18 protein-coding genes are annotated in these 18,350 nt (G+C 35.4%); 7 read left to right on the forward strand and 11 right to left on the reverse strand.

Annotation, left to right across the window (positions count from 1 at the left end; genetic code table 11):
* Positions 1–370: 370 nt before the first annotated feature.
* The 9 genes from F3H00_RS06900 to mraY form a co-directional block, all read right to left on the reverse strand.
* Positions 371–637: a hypothetical protein gene (locus tag F3H00_RS06900; RefSeq protein WP_149703776.1), complete on the reverse strand. Its 267-nt coding sequence runs from the start codon at positions 635–637 to the stop codon at positions 371–373.
* A gap of 7 nt (positions 638–644) precedes the next feature.
* Positions 645–1,058: a hypothetical protein gene (locus tag F3H00_RS06905; protein ID WP_149703777.1), complete on the reverse strand. Its 414-nt coding sequence runs from the start codon at positions 1,056–1,058 to the stop codon at positions 645–647.
* Positions 1,059–1,060: 2 nt separating this feature from the next.
* The gene (locus F3H00_RS06910; RefSeq protein WP_148800831.1) at positions 1,061–1,531 is read right to left on the reverse strand and encodes a hypothetical protein; all 471 of its coding nucleotides are present in this window, start codon (positions 1,529–1,531) and stop codon (positions 1,061–1,063) included.
* A 4-nt stretch (positions 1,532–1,535) separates the two neighbouring features.
* On the reverse strand, positions 1,536–1,886 hold the full coding sequence (locus tag F3H00_RS06915) for a hypothetical protein (RefSeq protein WP_222862607.1): 351 nt from the start codon (positions 1,884–1,886) through the stop codon (positions 1,536–1,538).
* Positions 1,880–2,068, reverse strand: a complete 189-nt coding sequence (locus F3H00_RS10575; protein WP_223155251.1) for a hypothetical protein — start codon at positions 2,066–2,068, stop codon at positions 1,880–1,882. Before F3H00_RS10575 ends, F3H00_RS06915 begins: the two co-directional genes overlap by 7 nt.
* 200 nt (positions 2,069–2,268) lie before the next feature.
* Positions 2,269–3,069 (reverse strand): hypothetical protein, encoded by an 801-nt coding sequence (locus F3H00_RS06920; RefSeq protein ID WP_084041576.1) that lies wholly within the window; start codon positions 3,067–3,069, stop codon positions 2,269–2,271.
* A gap of 11 nt (positions 3,070–3,080) precedes the next feature.
* A complete protein-coding gene (locus F3H00_RS06925; protein ID WP_149703778.1) occupies positions 3,081–6,635 on the reverse strand; it encodes a glycoside hydrolase family 19 protein in 3,555 nt (1,184 codons plus the stop codon).
* A gap of 144 nt (positions 6,636–6,779) precedes the next feature.
* Positions 6,780–7,997 (reverse strand): UDP-N-acetylmuramoyl-L-alanine--D-glutamate ligase, encoded by a 1,218-nt coding sequence (gene murD / locus F3H00_RS06930; protein ID WP_148800771.1) that lies wholly within the window; start codon positions 7,995–7,997, stop codon positions 6,780–6,782.
* An 8-nt stretch (positions 7,998–8,005) separates the two neighbouring features.
* Positions 8,006–9,070 carry a phospho-N-acetylmuramoyl-pentapeptide-transferase gene (mraY, locus tag F3H00_RS06935; protein ID WP_148800769.1) on the reverse strand — a complete coding sequence of 355 codons (1,065 nt, stop codon included), beginning with the start codon at positions 9,068–9,070 and terminating at the stop codon, positions 8,006–8,008.
* 79 nt (positions 9,071–9,149) lie between these two features.
* Between mraY and gpmI the strand changes: the two genes are divergently transcribed.
* Genes gpmI through argS form a run of 6 tightly spaced genes read left to right on the forward strand, consistent with a single transcriptional unit; the run spans position 9,150 to position 15,356 of the window.
* The gene (gpmI, locus tag F3H00_RS06940) at positions 9,150–10,613 is read left to right on the forward strand and encodes a 2,3-bisphosphoglycerate-independent phosphoglycerate mutase (protein ID WP_148800767.1); all 1,464 of its coding nucleotides are present in this window, start codon (positions 9,150–9,152) and stop codon (positions 10,611–10,613) included.
* A 4-nt stretch (positions 10,614–10,617) separates the two neighbouring features.
* Positions 10,618–11,379: a flagellar biosynthetic protein FliR gene (gene fliR, locus F3H00_RS06945; protein WP_103559878.1), complete on the forward strand. Its 762-nt coding sequence runs from the start codon at positions 10,618–10,620 to the stop codon at positions 11,377–11,379.
* Between the two features lie 57 nt (positions 11,380–11,436).
* Positions 11,437–12,879 carry a Highly acidic protein gene (locus F3H00_RS06950; RefSeq protein ID WP_148800764.1) on the forward strand — a complete coding sequence of 481 codons (1,443 nt, stop codon included), beginning with the start codon at positions 11,437–11,439 and terminating at the stop codon, positions 12,877–12,879.
* Positions 12,880–13,491: a guanylate kinase gene (gene gmk / locus F3H00_RS06955; protein ID WP_148800762.1), complete on the forward strand. Its 612-nt coding sequence runs from the start codon at positions 12,880–12,882 to the stop codon at positions 13,489–13,491.
* Positions 13,492–13,541: 50 nt separating this feature from the next.
* Positions 13,542–13,763, forward strand: a complete 222-nt coding sequence (tatA, locus tag F3H00_RS06960; RefSeq protein ID WP_021091616.1) for a twin-arginine translocase TatA/TatE family subunit — start codon at positions 13,542–13,544, stop codon at positions 13,761–13,763.
* A 9-nt stretch (positions 13,764–13,772) separates the two neighbouring features.
* Positions 13,773–15,356: an arginine--tRNA ligase gene (gene argS, locus F3H00_RS06965; RefSeq protein ID WP_148800760.1), complete on the forward strand. Its 1,584-nt coding sequence runs from the start codon at positions 13,773–13,775 to the stop codon at positions 15,354–15,356.
* A gap of 91 nt (positions 15,357–15,447) precedes the next feature.
* On the opposite strand, the gene F3H00_RS06970 is transcribed toward argS, so the two are convergent.
* Complete coding sequence (locus F3H00_RS06970; RefSeq protein ID WP_148800758.1) at positions 15,448–16,383, reverse strand: sugar transferase; 936 nt, start codon at positions 16,381–16,383, stop codon at positions 15,448–15,450.
* 103 nt (positions 16,384–16,486) lie between these two features.
* Here F3H00_RS06970 and F3H00_RS06975 point away from each other — a divergent pair, with 103 nt between their 5' ends.
* Entirely contained in the window at positions 16,487–17,470 is a 984-nt protein-coding gene (locus F3H00_RS06975; RefSeq protein WP_148800756.1) for a YeiH family protein, read from the forward strand.
* On the opposite strand, the gene nadD is transcribed toward F3H00_RS06975, so the two are convergent.
* Complete coding sequence (nadD, locus tag F3H00_RS06980) at positions 17,454–18,335, reverse strand: nicotinate (nicotinamide) nucleotide adenylyltransferase (protein WP_148800754.1); 882 nt, start codon at positions 18,333–18,335, stop codon at positions 17,454–17,456. The two genes, F3H00_RS06975 and nadD, sit on opposite strands and share 17 nt — an antisense overlap.
* Positions 18,336–18,350: the final 15 nt, after the last annotated feature.

An 18,350-nucleotide genomic window follows, 5' to 3' on the forward strand; every position in this document is an offset into this window, starting at 1 on the left:
GGGATATTAAATGTAGCTGTATATGAGTTTTTGATATCTGAGTCTTCATTTTTTACTAAAGATATACTCTCATATATACTTTTATCAAAGCAGTGATGAAGATATATCTTATCTATATCTTCACTTGTCTTACCATCTTCGTTTTCAATGATGAGATTATTTATTGTTATAATCTCTATATTTTTATAGACTATTATTGATATTTATTCTTCGATTTCTTATAAAATTTATCAAAACTCGCAGGCAGCCCACTATCTATTTCTTTAAGTTTTGAATAGGAATTCTTATTGTTCTATCTGTTGTAAATCATCGCTTTTAAAAATAGTTTTTTCTTGCTTAAAAATGTTCAAATACATTTTTTCACCAGATATTATGTCGCCATAAATTTCATATATGTAGTTTGAATTTTTAAATTTATTCCCATCAAGCGCTCATTTACATTATTTTTTATTGGTGTTGGTTTTGATAAAATTTCTAAACTTTTGGTATTTCTTTTATTTACCCAAAAATAACCACCATTTGTATAATGTATGTCACCCTCGCATTCGAACATAGCAATAGCTATTAAAATTTTTTCATTTTCATAGCAATATCCTATTTCTTCGGCTTTAAAAAAAGTAATTACAAAATCACGCACGCTAGCCCTATTTATCAAATTTTAAATATTTACTATCGCAATCTTCAAAATGATTATACTCGTTCATAGAATTTCCATAGTTTTGTATGACTATGCTATCACTTTCATACATCCCGTCAATCTTTTTAAATTTTATATAAAATCCACCTTCGCCATTGCTTTTTATGCTTGATATATAGCCTTGTGAATTTGTCTGATTATTATCAACTATCTTGTAAAAATACTTTGCCTTATTGGTATTTTTCGTTATTTCTATTGAAATATTACAAGGCTCATTCTTGTAAAGCCCAGTTAAATTTATATCTTTTGCGTAGGCATTATGCGCCATAAAGGCTAGCACCATAAAATAAAAATAACTATCTTTTTTTGCCATATCGATCCGCTCTTTTTTAGTCGCATTATATCTATTTAACAAAGGCAAAACTATATCTTTTTGATTTTTCCATTCTCAAATTTATATTTTCTTTCGTCTGATCGTTTTCCGCTACTTTTAAAATTTGGGTCGCCGTTGTTGGTTAGTGTATTTTTGCGTGGTTTGTCTATTATTAAGATGCTTTCATTAGTGACTTCAACAAGTGGCACACTCGCGCACCAATCTATCTCGCCTTGAAATTTTATCTTATCGTCATCTTTCTTTTCAAAAATTCTCAAAGGTCCGTGTCCACTACAGGCGGAATAGTTTTGTATGTCTTGAAATATCCACACTTCGCTGCGATTAACTTTGGTATAAAATATTAAATTTGGTTCAAGCTCATACTCACACTCTCTACTATAAATCTTTTCATCGTTTATACTTATGGAGCATTTGTTATCCTTGCTATATGTTTCTATACTTAAGTTTTGAGCATTAGAAAATACGATAAAAAGTAGTGATAAAAATAAAAATCTTTTCATAGAATTAACCTTTATAGCCTTTTTTTAGACCCTTTTCTAATTTTTCCTTAACTTTTGCCGCAGCTTCCTCTTTTGTAATGCTTCCATCCATATTTTTGTCTAATCCTTTATTTGCTATATAGCTAGAACTACTAGAACTAAATAATACGTAATCGTTCGACTTGCCAATAGCTTTTGGATAAATAATTGCCATATAAATGTCCTCTATGGTTTCAATTTTTCCAGCATAAGGCATAAAATATTTTTCTACATATTCAAGTTGTTCAACTTTAGACATATTTGCTAGTTTTAATGTGGTTGTCCCTAGACCGGCTGCTGTTGTTTCTAAAAATTGTATAAGTCCTAGCACTAGCAACTGGATTTTATACTAGCTGAAAAAGTCTCACCTGTCTCAAAAGTCATACATGACATCAAAAAATCAGGATTTATTTTTAAATTTATACATATTTCTATAACTTTTTCCTTAAATTCTAAAGAAACTTTTTTACCCCAAGCAATTTTATTGTCTGTTTTTAAATCAACCCCCAACCCCCTCATCTCCATCTTCCCACATACCACTATCTACTCTAGTTAAACTCTTTGATTCATTAAAAGAGCTAATAAATTTATCCATATTTTTTTGCTTAGCTTGTCGTCTTCATAGATATTTACGTCCTACGCTTGATCTATATTTTTATTTATCAAGACATCATCATGTTTTAGACTGGCTTTAAATATTTTTTAAAGAAGTAGACACACTACTCCTCTTTTCTATTCTCAGGCAAAATCAAATGACCATTTTTGTCTATTAAGGAGTATTGGACTAACACTATATAAATTAGATCATGGATACGATAATTGTCATAATCGCCAGTATAGTCATCATATTTTCTTAAAAACTCAGCATATGGCTTTTTATCTGTTTTTTTTATGTCTTTTAGATCTCTAAAAGAGTAAAGTATCGGCACATACTTTAAAGTATCTTCAAAGACCTCTTTAAATTTCTCATAATCTTCGCCGTAAATTCTTTTAAATAGCTCTTTATTATTTTTATAAAGAAGTAAAGCTAGTTTTGCAGTGGAGTTTCTATAGTAAGATCTAGTACAATGAATAGAATTGCCGACGCTATAATTATATTTAACCCGTACTTGAAAATATTTTGAATACCCATCTATACACTCTTTTTGAGTTTTAGCTATCCTCTCTCTTGCTATCTTTAGAGCTTTTTCTTTTAAATTTGGAGCTTCTTTTACAATTAGATTATAAAGATCAGCAAAATAGTTATCTCTAAAAGCAAGAAATTTGGACTGACAAACAAAGTCTTCTAAAGAGTACTCTTTAAATTTATATTTGCCCTTAGCATCAGAACATTTAAAGCTAGGGGATGTATTAGTACTGTAATCGTTTGAAAAATAGTCATCACCGGTAAAAAATTCGTCTTCGATCTGTTCAAAATTATCGATCGCTTTATTGGTAGCTTGGCTAGGCATTAAAGCTTCAAAAGCATATAAATTTAAGTTTATTAGTAAATTTATTAATAAAATAGTTTTAAATTTCATACTTCAGCCCTTTATTTAAATTTCTTAAATATATTTGCTTCTCTTATACGTTTATAAGAGTTTATTCTTTTTGTTCTGCTTTCTTTATTTGCACCGCCATTTACTAAATCTGTTACTCTATTTACTATTTCTTCATTGTCTAATTCCGGCTTGCTTTTATCGGCTCTATCGTAAATGTTCTTTTTTTTAGCCCAGAAAAATGCAGCCGACACAAAAGCAAAGGTTTTATTTTCAGCTACCAGTTCTGGATTATCCACAAAGCTTACTTCATCTCCTACTAATTTAACTTTGTGTGCGAATTTATTAAATTCGGTATATATTTCTCTACCAGTTATTTGTATTATCCCTCTACCTCTATATTTCCAGCCGTCACCTTCTTCGGTATTGCCAAGTCGCAAGTCCTTAGGTCTATTTTCATCAGCATATCCTAGATTGGCTATGGCTTCTTGATTGGCTTTTTGAATTATTTTTCCTTTTTTGTCTTTTATTCTTCCTATATCCTTACTTCTATCATAATTATTTTTAAAATAGCCAATATTAGACCCCATAAGACCTTCCACGCTATAATCTAAGCTCTCTGTCAGTTTTGGGAAGCTACTTTCCACCTCTACCGCACATTGCCCAAAAAAATGTTCTAATCTATTTCTAGTATTAAGCTTATATTTTACATACATTTGAATTCCGTCATCATCTCTTCTATTTAGCTCATCCACCATCTCTTGCAGAATATATTCTTGATTTATTTTTATATTAGTAAACACTTGTTTTAACATATCTAGTGTAAATGGATAATCTTTAATCTCTATTAAAACATTTGCCCCCTCATCTCCATCTTCCCACATACCACTATCTACTCTGGTTAAACTCTTTGATTCATTAAAAGAGTTAATAAATTTATCCATATTCTCTTTATTTAATAAATTTATACCAAGCTTATCATCTTTATCTGCATTAGACTGATTATTAGAGCTCTCTTCTTTTGCATAAATCTGATAGCTCTTATTTGTCTTCTCATCACTTTTTAGCTCTTTGCTTAGCTTATCATCTTCATAGATATTTATCTCATTTGATGAGATATCTTTATTTATATATAAGTAATTATCATTTTTTATTAAAGCATCGTCTTTATTATCACTAAGCTTTAATTTAGCATCAAATACCTTCTCTTTTATAGCATGCTCAAACTCATATATAACTAGCTTATCATTACTAAATCTAATATATAAAGGTATCTTTATATCTATCCTTATATGGTTTTTGCCATATCTTGTATAAAACTTAAATTTATCCTTATCACCTTCAAGATATGCAAAAAATACTATAGTATGACCACCTTGCTTTAGCTTATCTAGATCATCTTTTTGTATAACATCTAAAATTTTAAATGTTATCTCTTTACTCTTTTGATCTTTTAAGTCCACTGCATCTTTTGGATTTGATTTGGATAGCTCATCATACTCTTTACTTTTTATGACCTTATATCCCCAAAGTATCTCTTTATATCTCTTACTACCTTTTTCTTGTTTATATATAGCCTTTAAGCATATTGGCTCATTTGTCTTAAATGGATACTCACTATCAGAGATTACATTTGTTATATGATCTGTTATATCTCTTAACGAGACCTTATTGCTATAGCAAAAGTTAGAGCTACTCTTATCTTGATATCCTAAAGATATTACAGCTGTATCAGTGTGAGCATGAATATCTTTAGTGCTATAAACTTTACTTAGATCACTTGAATAAAGTATAAATTTAGTATCTCCTTTATTCTCTTTATCTATTGGGATATTAAATGTAGCTGTATATGAGTTTTTGATATCTGAGTCTTCATTTTTTACTAAAGATATACTCTCATATATACTTTTATCAAAGCAGTGATGAAGATATATCTTATCTATATCTTCACTTGTCTTACCATCTTCGTTTTCAATGATGAGATTATTTATTGTAAGAGTAAGACCTGAACTTGATGTTGATGTGGGCACTATATTGTTGCCATGAGCTAGACGAAGCCTTATATCAAACATAGCTGAGTCTTTATCATCTCTTAGGGTAAAGTTGTTCTCTTTAGCAAAATTTAATAAAGAGAAATTTAGGTGTTTGTTGTTAGACGTTTGGTCTTCAAAGTACTTCATGCTTATAGCGCCATCTTCTAGTTTATACTCTATATCATCACTATTTTGCTTTATGCTAGTAAAGGTAGCACCATTTATCTTATCTTCTTCATTTTTGTTTTCTTGATAGAGTATTACCGTATCTTTGCTCTTTGTATTTTTAAATTTTATCTCTTCATTTTTACTATCTTCATAAGAGTCAAATTTAAAGTCAGTAAGTATTAGCTCGCATAAATTTACCTTGCCATAGTTTGGCCTACTAGAATTTAGCTCTTTTGGGTTTAGCTCACTGCAATCAAATGGAGTCTGACTAGCTAGCACGACGGTAAATTCGCTCTTTTTAGGTTGAAAGACTCTAATGGGAGTTGTCATCTTCCTTGGACATAGCAAGAGTATACTTTCTTGTTTGTAAAATTCCTCCTCTCTTTGCCTTAAGAGCTTATTTATTCTTGAAGTGTTTGAAGCATTTGAGCTGATTAAATTTACGCAGTATATGTTTTCAAGGCTAAAGGTCTTTGTACTTTGAGTGCTTAATAAAGAATTTATCTTTGTAACAAATGGCTGAAATAAAGCCTCACACTTTGATGCATCTGATGCATTTAAATTTGATCCATTTTCTTGAAGTTTCATAAATTCTAAATGAGTGACGTCTTGGATGATCTCTTTATTGTTTTGATTTTTTGATTTATATTTTGCTTTGGATATATTTAAATGGCTAAAAACATCTATGCACTCGGCAAAATTAACATTTTGTTCATCACTTTCATAAAGCCCAAACTGATTTGAAATTTTTTCTCGCAAAAGAGATATTTTATTGCTTGCTTCATCACTAAAGCTCTCATATGCTAGCCAAAACCAGGCCTTAAAACGATTTTTGCTTTTGATGTAGCTTGCTAGGGATGGATCAATATTACTTTTCTTGCTGATATAAAGAAGTGCTAAAAGTGCGACATGCTCTCTTGAAATTTGGCTGTTTTGTGTATCTGAAGTAAGTGAAACGGCTTGTAAATTTTTAAGTGGAGAGTTGTTTAATTTTTGATTTATCTCTTGGATTAGCGGCGTAAGCTTTTGCTCCAAGATGGCATTTAGCTGATCTTCCGAGCTAAATTCAAACTCAGGTAAAGTATCGGCACTTCTAGACTTTGCATAAGCCTCTTTTGCGGCGTCATTTATCTTTTTTAAAAGTTCATCTGTATCTATCTTTTCTATGGTAGTCGTGCTCGTGGTGTTAGTGATAGTTCGCTTGACATCTTTTATGACTTTATCTTTGTTGTTTTTATAAATTTGAGTACAAATAAGTTCTATATCATCTTTTAGGCTAAAGCCATATCCAATAAGTAGTTTGTTGTTAGATATAAATGGCCTACTTATGTCATTGTCATATGAAAATTTTATAATATCTATTAAATTTCTTTTAAAATTTACATCATTTCTGGGCGTTAGAGGCATTAAACTTCCTTGGAAATTTTTGCTAAATATTAGCACAAACTTAAAAAGTATTCAACAATAAAACTTTATAGTAAAAATTTATGTCAAAAACATAAATTTGCATGTTTTTATTTTTGACAAGGCTATTTAAAAGGGCTTGTAAATTTAAAGCGCCTTTATAAACTCTTTAAATTTATCGCCTCGCTCGGCATAACTCCTAAACTGATCAAGGCTCGCAGCCGCCGGGCTTAGAAGTGCTATCTCGCTAGTCTTTAGCTCTTTATTTATCTCATTGACAGCATTTTGCAAAAAGCCGCATTTCAAAGCTGGTATGCCAAATTTAGTCGCTAATTTCATGAGTTTGTCACTATTTGAGCCAATGGCGTAAATTTTTACTCTTAAACTCTTTAAGCCTTCAAAAAGTGGCGTCATGTCAACACCCTTATCATCGCCACCAAGTATTAGATGTATGAAATGATCTTTGTAGCGTTTAACGGCCTGTATACTCGCGTCGATATTGGTCGCTTTTGTGTCATTGACCCAGATTCTGCCATTTTTATCGCTAAATTCTTCAAGCTTGTTTGCCTCGATGACGAAGGTATTTAAAAGCGCGACATCGCAGCGGTCAAATAAAATTTTCTCCACCGCCAGTGCTAGCAGTGCATCAAGCAAAAATGGCGTTTTGAAATTTATATCATCTACGCTTACACCACAAAATTTAGCCAGATCGCTCTCATCTTTGTAAGAGATCACTTTTGCCTTTGTTGGCGTGTTGGCGTAAATTTCAGGCACGATCGCCACGCTACTTTCGCTCATGCTAGCAAGCGGCTTTAGCTTAGCCTTTTCGTATTCGCTCATATTGCCATGCCAGCTTAGATGATCTGGAGTGATCGGCAAAAGCACGTAGATACCAGGTGTAGCGTGATTTGTGTAGTGAAGTGTAAATGAGCTAGTCTCAAGTATCCAAATTTTAGCGTTTGAGTCTAAATTTGCCAGCGCAATGCCAACGTTGCCACCCATGACTGAGCCCTTGCTCTCTAGTAGGTGCTGTGTCATCTTGGTTGTCGTAGTCTTGCCGTTTGTGCCACTTATCCAGATATTAAATGGCAGATTTTCTTTATAAATTTCATAAAAATAGTCATACTCGCTTACCAAATTTCTAGCTTTTTTAATAAGCTCGTGATGAGGCGGGATACCTGGACTTGGTATCTCTAGGCTGCTTTTTGCTGGATCAAATTCGCTAACTGGCAAAAGAGTGTTGCCAAACTCATCTTTTGAAATTTCACTAAATTTATCATCATAGATATCCCAAAGACCGTCTTTTGTGAAATTCTTTGCGATTGCCTTTATCGTGCCACCGTAGCCAAATAGCGATTTTCTCATGACTTTCCTTATCTGATCTTTAGTGCGGTTAGTGCTATTAGATTTGCTAAAAGTGCGATGATCCAAAAGCGAACGATGATCTTATTTTCTGCCCAGCCTTTTATTTCAAAATGGTGATGTATAGGCGCCATGAGGAAAATTCTGCGTTTAAAAATTTTAAAGCTACCCACTTGCAAGATAACACTTAGGGTTTCAACGACAAATATAAGGCCAATAATGATGAGTAAGATTTCGTTTTTGGTCGCAACGCCCATAAAACCGATATATGCTCCAACGCTTAAGCTACCGCTATCGCCCATAAAGACTTCGGCTGGATGGCAATTAAACCATAAAAAGCCCATCAATGAGCCAATTAAAGCTGAAGATACAACAACGCTTTCACCAACACCTATGATCTTTGGCAAGAGTAAATATGAGCTAAAGACAGCGTGTCCGCAGATATAAGCAAAAACGCCAAGTGTTAAAAGTGAAAATATCGATGGCACAGTAGCTAGCCCGTCAAGCCCGTCTGTTAAATTTACTGAATTTGAAGCAGCGACTATGACCAGTGTCCAAAAGAAAATGGCAAAAATTTTCATGTCAAAGATCGGTTGCTTATAAAATGGTAGGTAAAATTCAGTGCTTAACTCTTTGCTAAAGTACAAAAATGATGCGATCAAAAAGGCGATGAGAAATTGAAAAAATAGTTTTGCTTTTGGGCTTAGGCCGGCGTGATTTTTTGCTCCTAAAATTTTACTGTAATCGTCCTTGTAGCCAAGCAGTGTAAAGCAAACTAGGCAAAAGAGCGATGTTAAGACAAATGCGTTATCAAGCCTTGCGCAAATTATCGTGGAAAGTACGGCTGTAAAGACAAAGACAAGTCCGCCCATGGTCGGCGTTTTGGCCTTTTTTTGGTGAGTTTGTGGGGCAAGCTCGTAGATAGGCTGGGCGGCGTTTTTTGCCTTTGCCCAAGTGATAAATTTGGGCATCAAATAAGTTGTGAGTGCAAAAGCGATGAAAAAAGCGATACCAGCACGGACGGTGATGTATTGAAAGATATTAAAATTTAAAATTTCATAGATATAGTAAAACATGAGAGCCTTTATTTTTAAAAAAAGCAATTTTAGTATAATGGCCTTAAAAATTATCTAAAATTAAGGATAAATTTTCAAAATGAGTCAAAAAACTATTTTAATAATAACTGATGGTATTGGATTTAATAAAAGCGGTAAATTTAACGCATTTGAGGCGGCTAAAAAGCCAAATTACGAGAAATTTTTTAAAGAAATTCCAAACTCGCTCATAAAAACCTCTGGAAACGCTGTGGGACTACCTGAAGGGCAGATGGGAAACAGCGAAGTAGGGCATATGTGTATAGGAAGTGGGCGAGTTTTGTATCAAAATTTGGTCAAAATTTCACGCAGCTTCGCTGACGGCTCGATAGCAGAAAATGAAGCCCTAAAAGCTCTTTTTAAAAAGTGCAAAAAAATTCACGTCATAGGGCTTTATAGCGACGGCGGCGTGCACTCACATATGGAGCATTTTGATGGTATGTGCGAGCTTGCCAGCAAAAATGGTTGCGAAGTTTTTGCCCATGCTATCACCGACGGACGTGACGTTAGCCCAAATAGCGGTCTAAATTTCATAAAAAGCTTGGAGGCTAAATTTAAAGTAGCTACCGTTTGTGGGAGATTTTACGCGATGGATAGAGATAAACGCTGGGAGCGCGTAAAAGAGGCCTATGATAGCCTAGTAAATGGGGCAAATTTAAGCAATCTAGCACCAAGCGAGTATCTACAAAAAAGCTATGATGAGGGCGTGACTGATGAGTTTGTAAAGCCAGCGAGCTTTAACGGCTTTAAGGGTATGAGCGAAGATGATGGCGTGATCTTTATAAATTTTCGAAATGATAGAGCAAGAGAAATTTGTCAGGCTTTAGGTGATGAGAAATTTATCGAGTTTGAGAGACCTTTTGCTATCAAAAATCTTATCACCATGACTGAATACGACGCAAATTTTAAATTTGAAGTGCTCTTTAAGAATGAAAAGATAAAAAACACGCTAAGTGAGGTCATCGCAGCCGCTGGATTAAGGCAGCTTCACACGGCTGAGACCGAAAAATACGCTCACGTAACTTTTTTCTTTAACGGCGGCGTTGAGGAGCTAGCCAGCAACGAAACAAGAGTGCTTATCCCTAGCCCAAAGGTAAAAACCTACGATGAAAAGCCAGAGATGAGTGCAGCAGAGGTTTGCAAAGCCGTGCTAAAGGGTATGGATGACGAGCAGGACTTCATTGTGGTAAATTTCGCAAATGGCGATATGGTAGGGCACACTGGCAACTATGAGGCAGCTATAAAAGCAGTAGAGGCGGTAGATACGGCTCTTGGAGAAATTTACGCCAAGGCAAAAGAGAAAAACTATGCGATGATCATCACGAGCGATCACGGAAACTGCGAAGAAATGCGTGATAGCAGCGGTGAGCTACTGACAAATCACACGACTTATGATGTCTTTTGTTTTGTGATGGCTGATGGCGTAAAAAAAGTAAAAAACGGTGGTCTAAACAATATCGCTCCTAGTGTTTTAAAGATTATGGGACTTGAAATTCCAGCTGAGATGGACGAGGCGTTAATATAAGAGGATGGAACTAGTCGAGTTTTTTGGAGCTGATAAAGTCATAACCTTTATGCTCCTTTTTGCACGTCTTAGTGGGCTTATCGTATTTTTTCCATTTTTTTCTCACAATCAAATCCCAATGGTCGTAAAAACTTTGCTAGTTTTCGCCCTTTGTATCGTGCTTTTCCCGCTCTCACATGCCCATGAGCATGCTATAAATTTTTTGATCATGGAAATTTTAAGTGAGGCTATGCTCGGACTTTGTGCTGGGCTTTTGCTAAATATCGTTTTTGCTATACTTCAAATGGCGGGCGAGCAGATCTCTATGATTATGGGTTTTTCGATGGCTTCAGTGCTTGATCCGCAAACTGGTACAAATTCGCCAGTAATTGCAAATATTCTAAATTTTATTGCGCTTCTTGCATTTTTGATGCTTGATGGACACCATTTGATATTACAGTTTTATTCCACTTCACTTTCTGCTATACCGCTTGGAGATTTTTATCCAAGAAGTGGTGTGATGAGCTACGCCCTAAAGCTTTTTGGCAATCTTTTTATGTTTGGATTTGTTCTGGCTTTTCCTATTATCGCGCTTTCTATACTTTCAGATGCTATTTTTGGCATGCTTATGAAAACTATGCCACAATTTAACCTATTAGTCGTTGGCTATCCTATTAAGGTAAGTATCGGCTTTTCGGTTTTGATAGCTATTTTAGCTGGCATTATAAAAATCATAACTGATATGATGGTGCAGATTTTAAACGATATGCCAGCACTATTTTTTTAAGTAAATAGCAATGAAATTTATCATAGAATACAGCCTCAAGCTCTTCAAGGAGGGATCATGAAAGTTGCACTTGTAAACAAAAACCCAGCAGTTTCTCGCCTTATAACGTTAAGTTTAAATAAGCTAGGCATAGAATATAGCGAATTTGACGATGTTAATAGTGTTGGAGATCAATTTGATTATATTATCATCGATAGTGATATGGATAGCAGCGATGTTAATTTAAATCAAAAGATAATGTATCTAGCACCTAGAGGCAGTGAAAAGCCAGATTTTGCTGATGTTATGCTTGAAAAGCCCTTTTTACCAACAGAATTTATTAGTTTGTTTGAACAAAACAAAGATACTGACAATGATAAAGAACTTGAGCTTGGACTAGATGAGTCTGCAAATTTTAATGACTTTGACGAAAGTAATAAAAACTTTGATGATTTAGAAAATTTTGAGCTTCCAGAAATTGACATGGGACTTGAAAATTTAGCAAAAGAAGATGATAAGGCAGATAAATTTGATAATGAGGCTTTAGATGATGAGTTTTTAAAAGAGGAGCTAAGTGAACTAGAGGCCGAGGATTTAAAGGATAAAGATATCAGTTTTGATGAAACAGACACTGAACTCATAGATGATGATATTATAAATGACATAGCTAGCAAATATATGGCTGATTCAGAAGATATAGATAAATCCTTAGAGCAAAACAATGAGCCGCCTGTGATAAAAGAAGAGCATAGCAATGACTTTGATGAGCTTAGTTCGCTTGTAGATGAGATAGATGATATGGGCGAGAGCGACTTGGCGGATGAAGAGGCTAAAAATGAGCTTGATAAAATGGTCGAGCAAAATTCTCAAAATTTAGAAACTGCCGAGCTTAATGAAGATTTTGTAGATGATATAAGCCAAAGTAAAAAAGAGCTAAGTGAGATCGAATCTTTGGATAAAGAGCTAAACGAAGAAGCTAGTGAAGATAGCAAAAATTTTGATGAGCTAGAGACTGATTTTGGTAGTGATGAAAATTTTGAGCCTGAAAGTAGCGAGGCAAATTTGATAGATGAAGCTAGTCAAAATTTAGAGGAAGATAGAGATGAAGAATCTACCAAAGAAGCAGAGGAGATTTCTTTGGGCGAAGATATAGACCTTGAAAAAGAGCCAGCCAAAGAAGATCATGAAGAAATTTCTGAAGAAGCCATTGCTCAAGAAGATCTAGGTATGGTAGATGAGGTGTTTGAGGAAGAAAATTTTAAAGAAGAGACGTTGGGTAGCCCAAATTTTGATGTAGCGTCTATTGAAGAAATAGATGAAAATACGATGCAAGCAGCATTTGGATTAAATAATGCACCACAAACTAGCTCATGCGATGAAATAAAAATCGATGCTGACTATAAAGAAGAGCTAACCAAAAAGATCACAAAACATGTCCATGAGTCGTTAAATGAAAGCTCGCTAAGAGATGTGCTAAAAGATATGAACATAAAGATAAATATAAGTTTTGAGGAAAAGTAGTTGCAAGGACAAATTTTAGTAGTTTCTGGGCCTAGCGGAAGTGGAAAAAGTACTCTTTTGAGCCGTCTTTTAAAGGAAGAGAAGGATCTTTATTTCTCTATCTCAAGTACGACTAGAGCAAAAAGAGATGGAGAAGTCGATGGAGTGGATTACTATTTTATAAAAGAAGATGAGTTTAAAAGCGGCATAGAAAAGGGCGAATTTTTAGAATGGGCGCAGGTCCATAAAAACTATTATGGAACGAGTCTAAAGCCTGTTTTGGCAGCACTTGAGGCTGGCAAGATAGTCATATTTGACATTGACGTGCAAGGCTTTCACATTGCACTTGAAAAATTTAAAAGCTATATCACTTCAGTTTTTATCACAACTTCAAACAAAAAAGAGCTTAAAAAGCGCTTGAAAAACCGCGGAACTGATAGTGAGGAGACGATAGAAAATCGCCTAATGAACGCAGTTGGTGAGATGGAGCACATCTTAGAATATGATTATTTTTTGGTAAATGATGACATTGAAAAGAGTTATAAGGGCCTAAAATCAATTCTTAGAGCGATGAGGCTAAAAAGCTCGAAAATAGACTTAAGACGCGTTATTGATGAGTGGATAGATTGCTAGAAATTCAGGAATTTATGATAACATTTTGAAAAATTTATTGAGGAGAAAAAATGGGTTCTTTTAGTATTGGTCACTGGCTAGTTGTTTTAGCGATTATTGTTTTACTTTTTGGAGCAAAGAAGATCCCAGAACTTGCAAAAGGACTAGGCAAAGGTATAAAGACTTTTAAGGCTGAGATGGAGGACACAACCCCTGAAAAGAGTGAGAAAGTCGAGCATAAAGAAGAGAATGCCGATAGTCAAAAAATAGAAGAAACAACTAAAAACGCATAGGTTTTAGAGTTGAAAAATAAAATAAAAGCTGAAATTTCAAAGGTTTTAGAGCGTGAATTTGTGCTTGAAAAGCCAAAAGATAAAAATTTAGCCCACTATGCTACGCCACTTTTTAGTCTAGCAAAGGAGCTAAAAAAGTCGCCAGCCATGATAGCTAGCGAGTTTGCCGATAAATTTAGTGATAGCAAAATAGTTGAAGCTAGTGCAGTAAATGGCTACTTAAATTTCAAACTAAAAAGCGAGTTTTTAGATGAAATTTCAAAGCAAATTTTGTTAGATAGCGAAAATTTTGCAAAAGAAGATACGAAAAAAGATAGCTATTTAATAGAATACATTAGCGCAAATCCAACTGGGCCACTTCACATCGGACACGTTAGAGGTGCAGTTTACGGCGATACTTTGGCAAGACTTGGCAAAAGACTTGGCTACGCTATCTCAACAGAATACTACATAAACGACGCTGGTAATCAAATCGATCTGCTTGGCACTTCGATATCGCTTGCGGCAAAAGAGCAGCTTTTTAACGAAAGTGTTGTATATCCAGAGAAATACTACCGCGGGGATTATATTTTAGATATTGCTAAGCTTGCAAATGAGAAATTTGGCAAGGAAATTTTTTATGATAAGAGTAGAAATCTCGAACTTGCCGAGTTTGGCAAGGATATCGTGCTTGAGATCATCAAAAAAGATTTGGCGGACGTTGGGATATTTATAGAGAGCTGGGCTAGTGAAAAGGCTCTTTATGACGGCCTAGAGCCAACTATAAACAAGCTAAAACGTTCAAATCAAATGTATGAAAAAGAGGGCGCTACTTATATCGCTTCGACCACACTTGGCGATGATAATGATAGGGTTGTGGTTAGAAATGACGGCAGGCCAACATATCTAGCCGGCGATATCATCTACCATAACGCTAAATTTGAGAAAAATTTCGATCACTACATAAACATTTGGGGTGCAGATCACCACGGATATATCGCAAGGCTTAAGGCTGCGATAAATTTTCTTGGATACGATGAAAGCAAGCTTGAAGTGATACTTATGCAGATGGTTAGTCTGCTAAAAGATGGCAAGCCATACAAGATGAGCAAGCGCGCTGGTAATGCCGTGCTGATGAGCGATATCGTAAGTGAGATCGGTGCTGAGGCGCTTAGATTTATCTTTATAAGCAAGGCAAACACGAGTAGCTTGGAATTTGACGTAGATGAGCTTAAAAAAGAGGATAGCTCAAATCCGATTTTTTATATAAATTACGCTCATGCTAGGATAAATCAGGTCTTTGCAAGGGCTGTAAAAAGCGTTTGTGACGTGATAAATGCGGACTTTGAGTGTCTAGATGAAAATGCTAAAAATTTACTTTTTGAAGCGCTAATCTTACCTGAGATTTTAGAGGATGCTTTTATCTCAAGGCAGCTTCAAAAGATCCCAGACTATTTGAAGTCGCTGGCTGCTAGTTTTCATAAATTTTATAACGAGAACCGTGTGGTTGGAAATGAAAACGAAGATAGCTTACTAAAAGTCTTTGCAGTCGTTGCTATCTCGATAAAAACAGCATTTAACATAATGGGAATCACAGCTAAAGATAGAATGTAGAATTTACATATTTTGGCTAAAAGCAACAAAATTAAATTTGAAAAAAAATGTTTATTTAAAAATATCTCAAACTCATGATGCTCTTGAGAATTTAAACGCCTTTTTTCTCAAATACAATCGCAATAGTTTTTACTATGATCTTTATCTCTAGCCAAAGTGACCAGTGTTTGATGTAGTAAAGGTCGTACATTAGTTTTTGTTTGGCGTCGTGTGTATTTGAGCCATAAGGGTAGTTTACCTGTGCCCAGCCGGTGATACCAGGTCGAACGATGTGGCGTTCATTGTAGTAAGGTATCTCTTTTTCAAAGAAATTTATCCAGTGTCTTCGCTCAGGCCTTGGTCCAATTAGATGCATTTGCCCTCGAAAGACATTTATACACTGCGGCACCTCGTCTATACGAGTTTTTCGCATAAATTCGCCAAACTCAAATACTCTCTCATCATTTTCGCTAGCAAATTTTGCCCCATCTTTCTCGGCATCTTCCATCATCGAGCGAAATTTTATGCACTCAAATTCTCTATTGTCCAGCCCAACCCTACTTTGTAAAAAGTAAAGGCTTCCGGGTGATTGCTCGTCTATCTTTCTCTTTACATAAAATTTTAGACCAAAAAGCAAGATAAAAAGTACCAAACAGCTAGCATAATCGATCACTCGCTTGAGTGCGTAATCAAAGGCACCATAAGGCCTTATCTCATCTAAAAAATTAAGATTTTCGCCATTTTCTGGGATATAACATTTGTGTAGATAAATTTCTAAAAAATTCTCTACATTTAGAAATTTTATTTTTTTATACTTCGTTTTAAACTGCAAAAGCGTGAGAAATCTAACTAATTTACTATCGACTGGTTTTGCGGTATTTAGTACGATCAGCCTTTGATCGCCTGATTTTATGAGATTTTCTAGTGCGCTTCGCAAGGCTTTTGCGTCGCTATTTTCATGGGATAAAAAATTTACTTGACCAAATTTCTTTCTAAGCTTTTCTAGTTCTAAGCTGGTAAAAGCATATTTCTCGCCAAGGATGATCATGTCCTATCCCTTTTATCTTTATTTTAAATTTGCATTATAAAATTCGTCTAATTATACCCAAACGTGCTAATTGCATTTTTAAAAAATAGATTAAGGTTAAAATATGTCTCATAAATTTCTTGCCGTGCTTGTTCTGGCGCTAATCTGTGCTATTTCTTTTATACTCTCAAACACACTCCTAGATAAATTTCACATCAGCCCGCTCATCATCTCTATCATTTTAGGCGCCATTTTTGCAAATCTTTTCACCAAACAGACACAAATTTTAAAAAGTAGTGGCGTCGTAGCGATCGCTGGGAAGCAAATTTTAAGACTTGGCATCGTACTTTTTGGCTTTAACATAAGCCTTAGCGAGATTGCAAGTGTCGGCACTCTAGGCGTGATATATGCAGCTTTTATGGTCTTTGCGACCTTTTTGTTTGCGCTTTTTACCGCTAAAGCTTTGGGACTTAGTAAGGATAGTGCGGTGCTCATTGGCTCAGGGGCAAGTATATGCGGCGCAGCTGCTGTTATGGCTACTCAAAATGAGATAAAAGCGGACGCAAACAAGCTTGCTATCGCCATTTGCACAGTGGTACTTTTTGGGACGATTGGTATGTTTATCTATCCATTTATCGCTAAATTTCTAGCTCTCACGCCACACCAAACCGGCTTTTTTATCGGCGGCTCACTTCACGAAGTAGCCCACGTAGTCGCAGCCTCAGCAGTATTTGACAGCACAGCAAGCAGCACTGCCGTCATCATAAAAATGCTTCGTGTCATCATGCTAGTACCATTTTTGTTTTTGCTAAATTTCTTAAATTTAAGCCAAAATAGCGGCGGCTCAAAGCTAAAGAGCATACCATGGTTTGCGCTATTTTTCTTAGTGGCGATCTGCGTTAGATCTTTGCCATTTTTCCCTGAAATTTTGGTACAAATTTTAAAGCTAGCTGCTAGTATCTGCCTTTGTGTTGCGATGTGCGCTTTGGGGTTTGGGATAGATAGGAGTATATTTAAAGCGACGGGCAAAAAGCCATTTTTGTTAGCATTTTTTATATTTTTATGGCTTATTTGCTCTTCGCTTGTTTTTGTTAAGACTCTTTGCTAGTTTTTAGCTTTTGCAAAAACTCTTCGATGTTGTATTTTGCTCGATAAGCTGGGCTTAAAAGATGTACTAAGATGTCGCCAAGGTCCATCACGATCCAATCAGGCGAGCTCTCAGTGCCTATAAATTTCTCTCCAAGAGGTTTAAGCTCCTCTTTTAGATCCTCGCTCAGTGAATAAGCGTGCCTCTCGCCAAGCGTTGTAGCGATAACTACGGCTTTTACGAAATAATCATCTCCACTCATATCAAATACTTGTATCTCTTCAGCCTTTTTTGCGTCTAAAACCTTAACTATACTTTCGGTGCGCTCTTGCATCGATCTCTCTTGCATCTTTAATCCTTGGTAAAAATTTATAATTTCATCTTTTATCTTACTAGGTAGCTCATCAAGCCCCTTTTGGTGCCTGATCTGCGACGAGCTAACATCCACGTGCACGTCCATTTTTTGTAAATTTTGTGGAATTTCTATGTGATTGCGCTTGGCGATCACAAACTGCACTAAATTTTTTAGCTCCTCGTATCCGTGCCACTTATCAAGTGTGGCTAGGTGGTCCGCGCCTATTATGAGATAAAATTTCTCTATCTTGAATTTCTCATGCAAATACTTAACCGTCTCTATGGTAGGCACTGGGCGAGCTAAATTTATCTCATAGTCTGATATCTCGACTTTCTCTAGGCCGCCCCAAATTTCTCTTATCCACTTTAGGCGAAGCTCTGGTGGAGCTGAAAATTCACTCTTAAAGGGACTTATAAAAGTTGGCATGATGATGAGCTTGTCGATGTCAAGGCCACTTAGTGCCATTTTCACAATGCTATCGTGTCCTAAATGAACCGGATCAAAGCTCCCGCCAAAAAGTGCTAACTTCATCTATTAAAGTGCCTT

Source organism: Campylobacter concisus (genome assembly GCF_902460845.1).
Classification (GTDB): Bacteria; Campylobacterota; Campylobacteria; order Campylobacterales; family Campylobacteraceae; genus Campylobacter_A; species Campylobacter_A concisus_X.

What these genes read in the sequence shown, in the direction of transcription:
- F3H00_RS06910 (WP_148800831.1), bottom strand. Translation starts at nt 1,531, where the DNA reads ATGAAAAGATTTTTATTTTTATCACTACTTTTTATCGTATTTTCTAAT.
- F3H00_RS10575 (WP_223155251.1), bottom strand. Translation starts at nt 2,068, where the DNA reads ATGAGGGGGTTGGGGGTTGATTTAAAAACAGACAATAAAATTGCTTGG.
- F3H00_RS06920 (WP_084041576.1), bottom strand. Translation starts at nt 3,069, where the DNA reads ATGAAATTTAAAACTATTTTATTAATAAATTTACTAATAAACTTAAAT.
- F3H00_RS06925 (WP_149703778.1), bottom strand. Translation starts at nt 6,635, where the DNA reads ATGCCTCTAACGCCCAGAAATGATGTAAATTTTAAAAGAAATTTAATA.
- murD (WP_148800771.1), bottom strand. Translation starts at nt 7,997, where the DNA reads ATGAGAAAATCGCTATTTGGCTACGGTGGCACGATAAAGGCAATCGCA.
- mraY (WP_148800769.1), bottom strand. Translation starts at nt 9,070, where the DNA reads ATGTTTTACTATATCTATGAAATTTTAAATTTTAATATCTTTCAATAC.
- gpmI (WP_148800767.1), top strand. Translation starts at nt 9,150, where the DNA reads ATGAGTCAAAAAACTATTTTAATAATAACTGATGGTATTGGATTTAAT.
- fliR (WP_103559878.1), top strand. Translation starts at nt 10,618, where the DNA reads ATGGAACTAGTCGAGTTTTTTGGAGCTGATAAAGTCATAACCTTTATG.
- F3H00_RS06950 (WP_148800764.1), top strand. Translation starts at nt 11,437, where the DNA reads ATGAAAGTTGCACTTGTAAACAAAAACCCAGCAGTTTCTCGCCTTATA.
- tatA (WP_021091616.1), top strand. Translation starts at nt 13,542, where the DNA reads ATGGGTTCTTTTAGTATTGGTCACTGGCTAGTTGTTTTAGCGATTATT.
- F3H00_RS06970 (WP_148800758.1), bottom strand. Translation starts at nt 16,383, where the DNA reads ATGATCATCCTTGGCGAGAAATATGCTTTTACCAGCTTAGAACTAGAA.
- F3H00_RS06975 (WP_148800756.1), top strand. Translation starts at nt 16,487, where the DNA reads ATGTCTCATAAATTTCTTGCCGTGCTTGTTCTGGCGCTAATCTGTGCT.
- nadD (WP_148800754.1), bottom strand. Translation starts at nt 18,335, where the DNA reads ATGAAGTTAGCACTTTTTGGCGGGAGCTTTGATCCGGTTCATTTAGGA.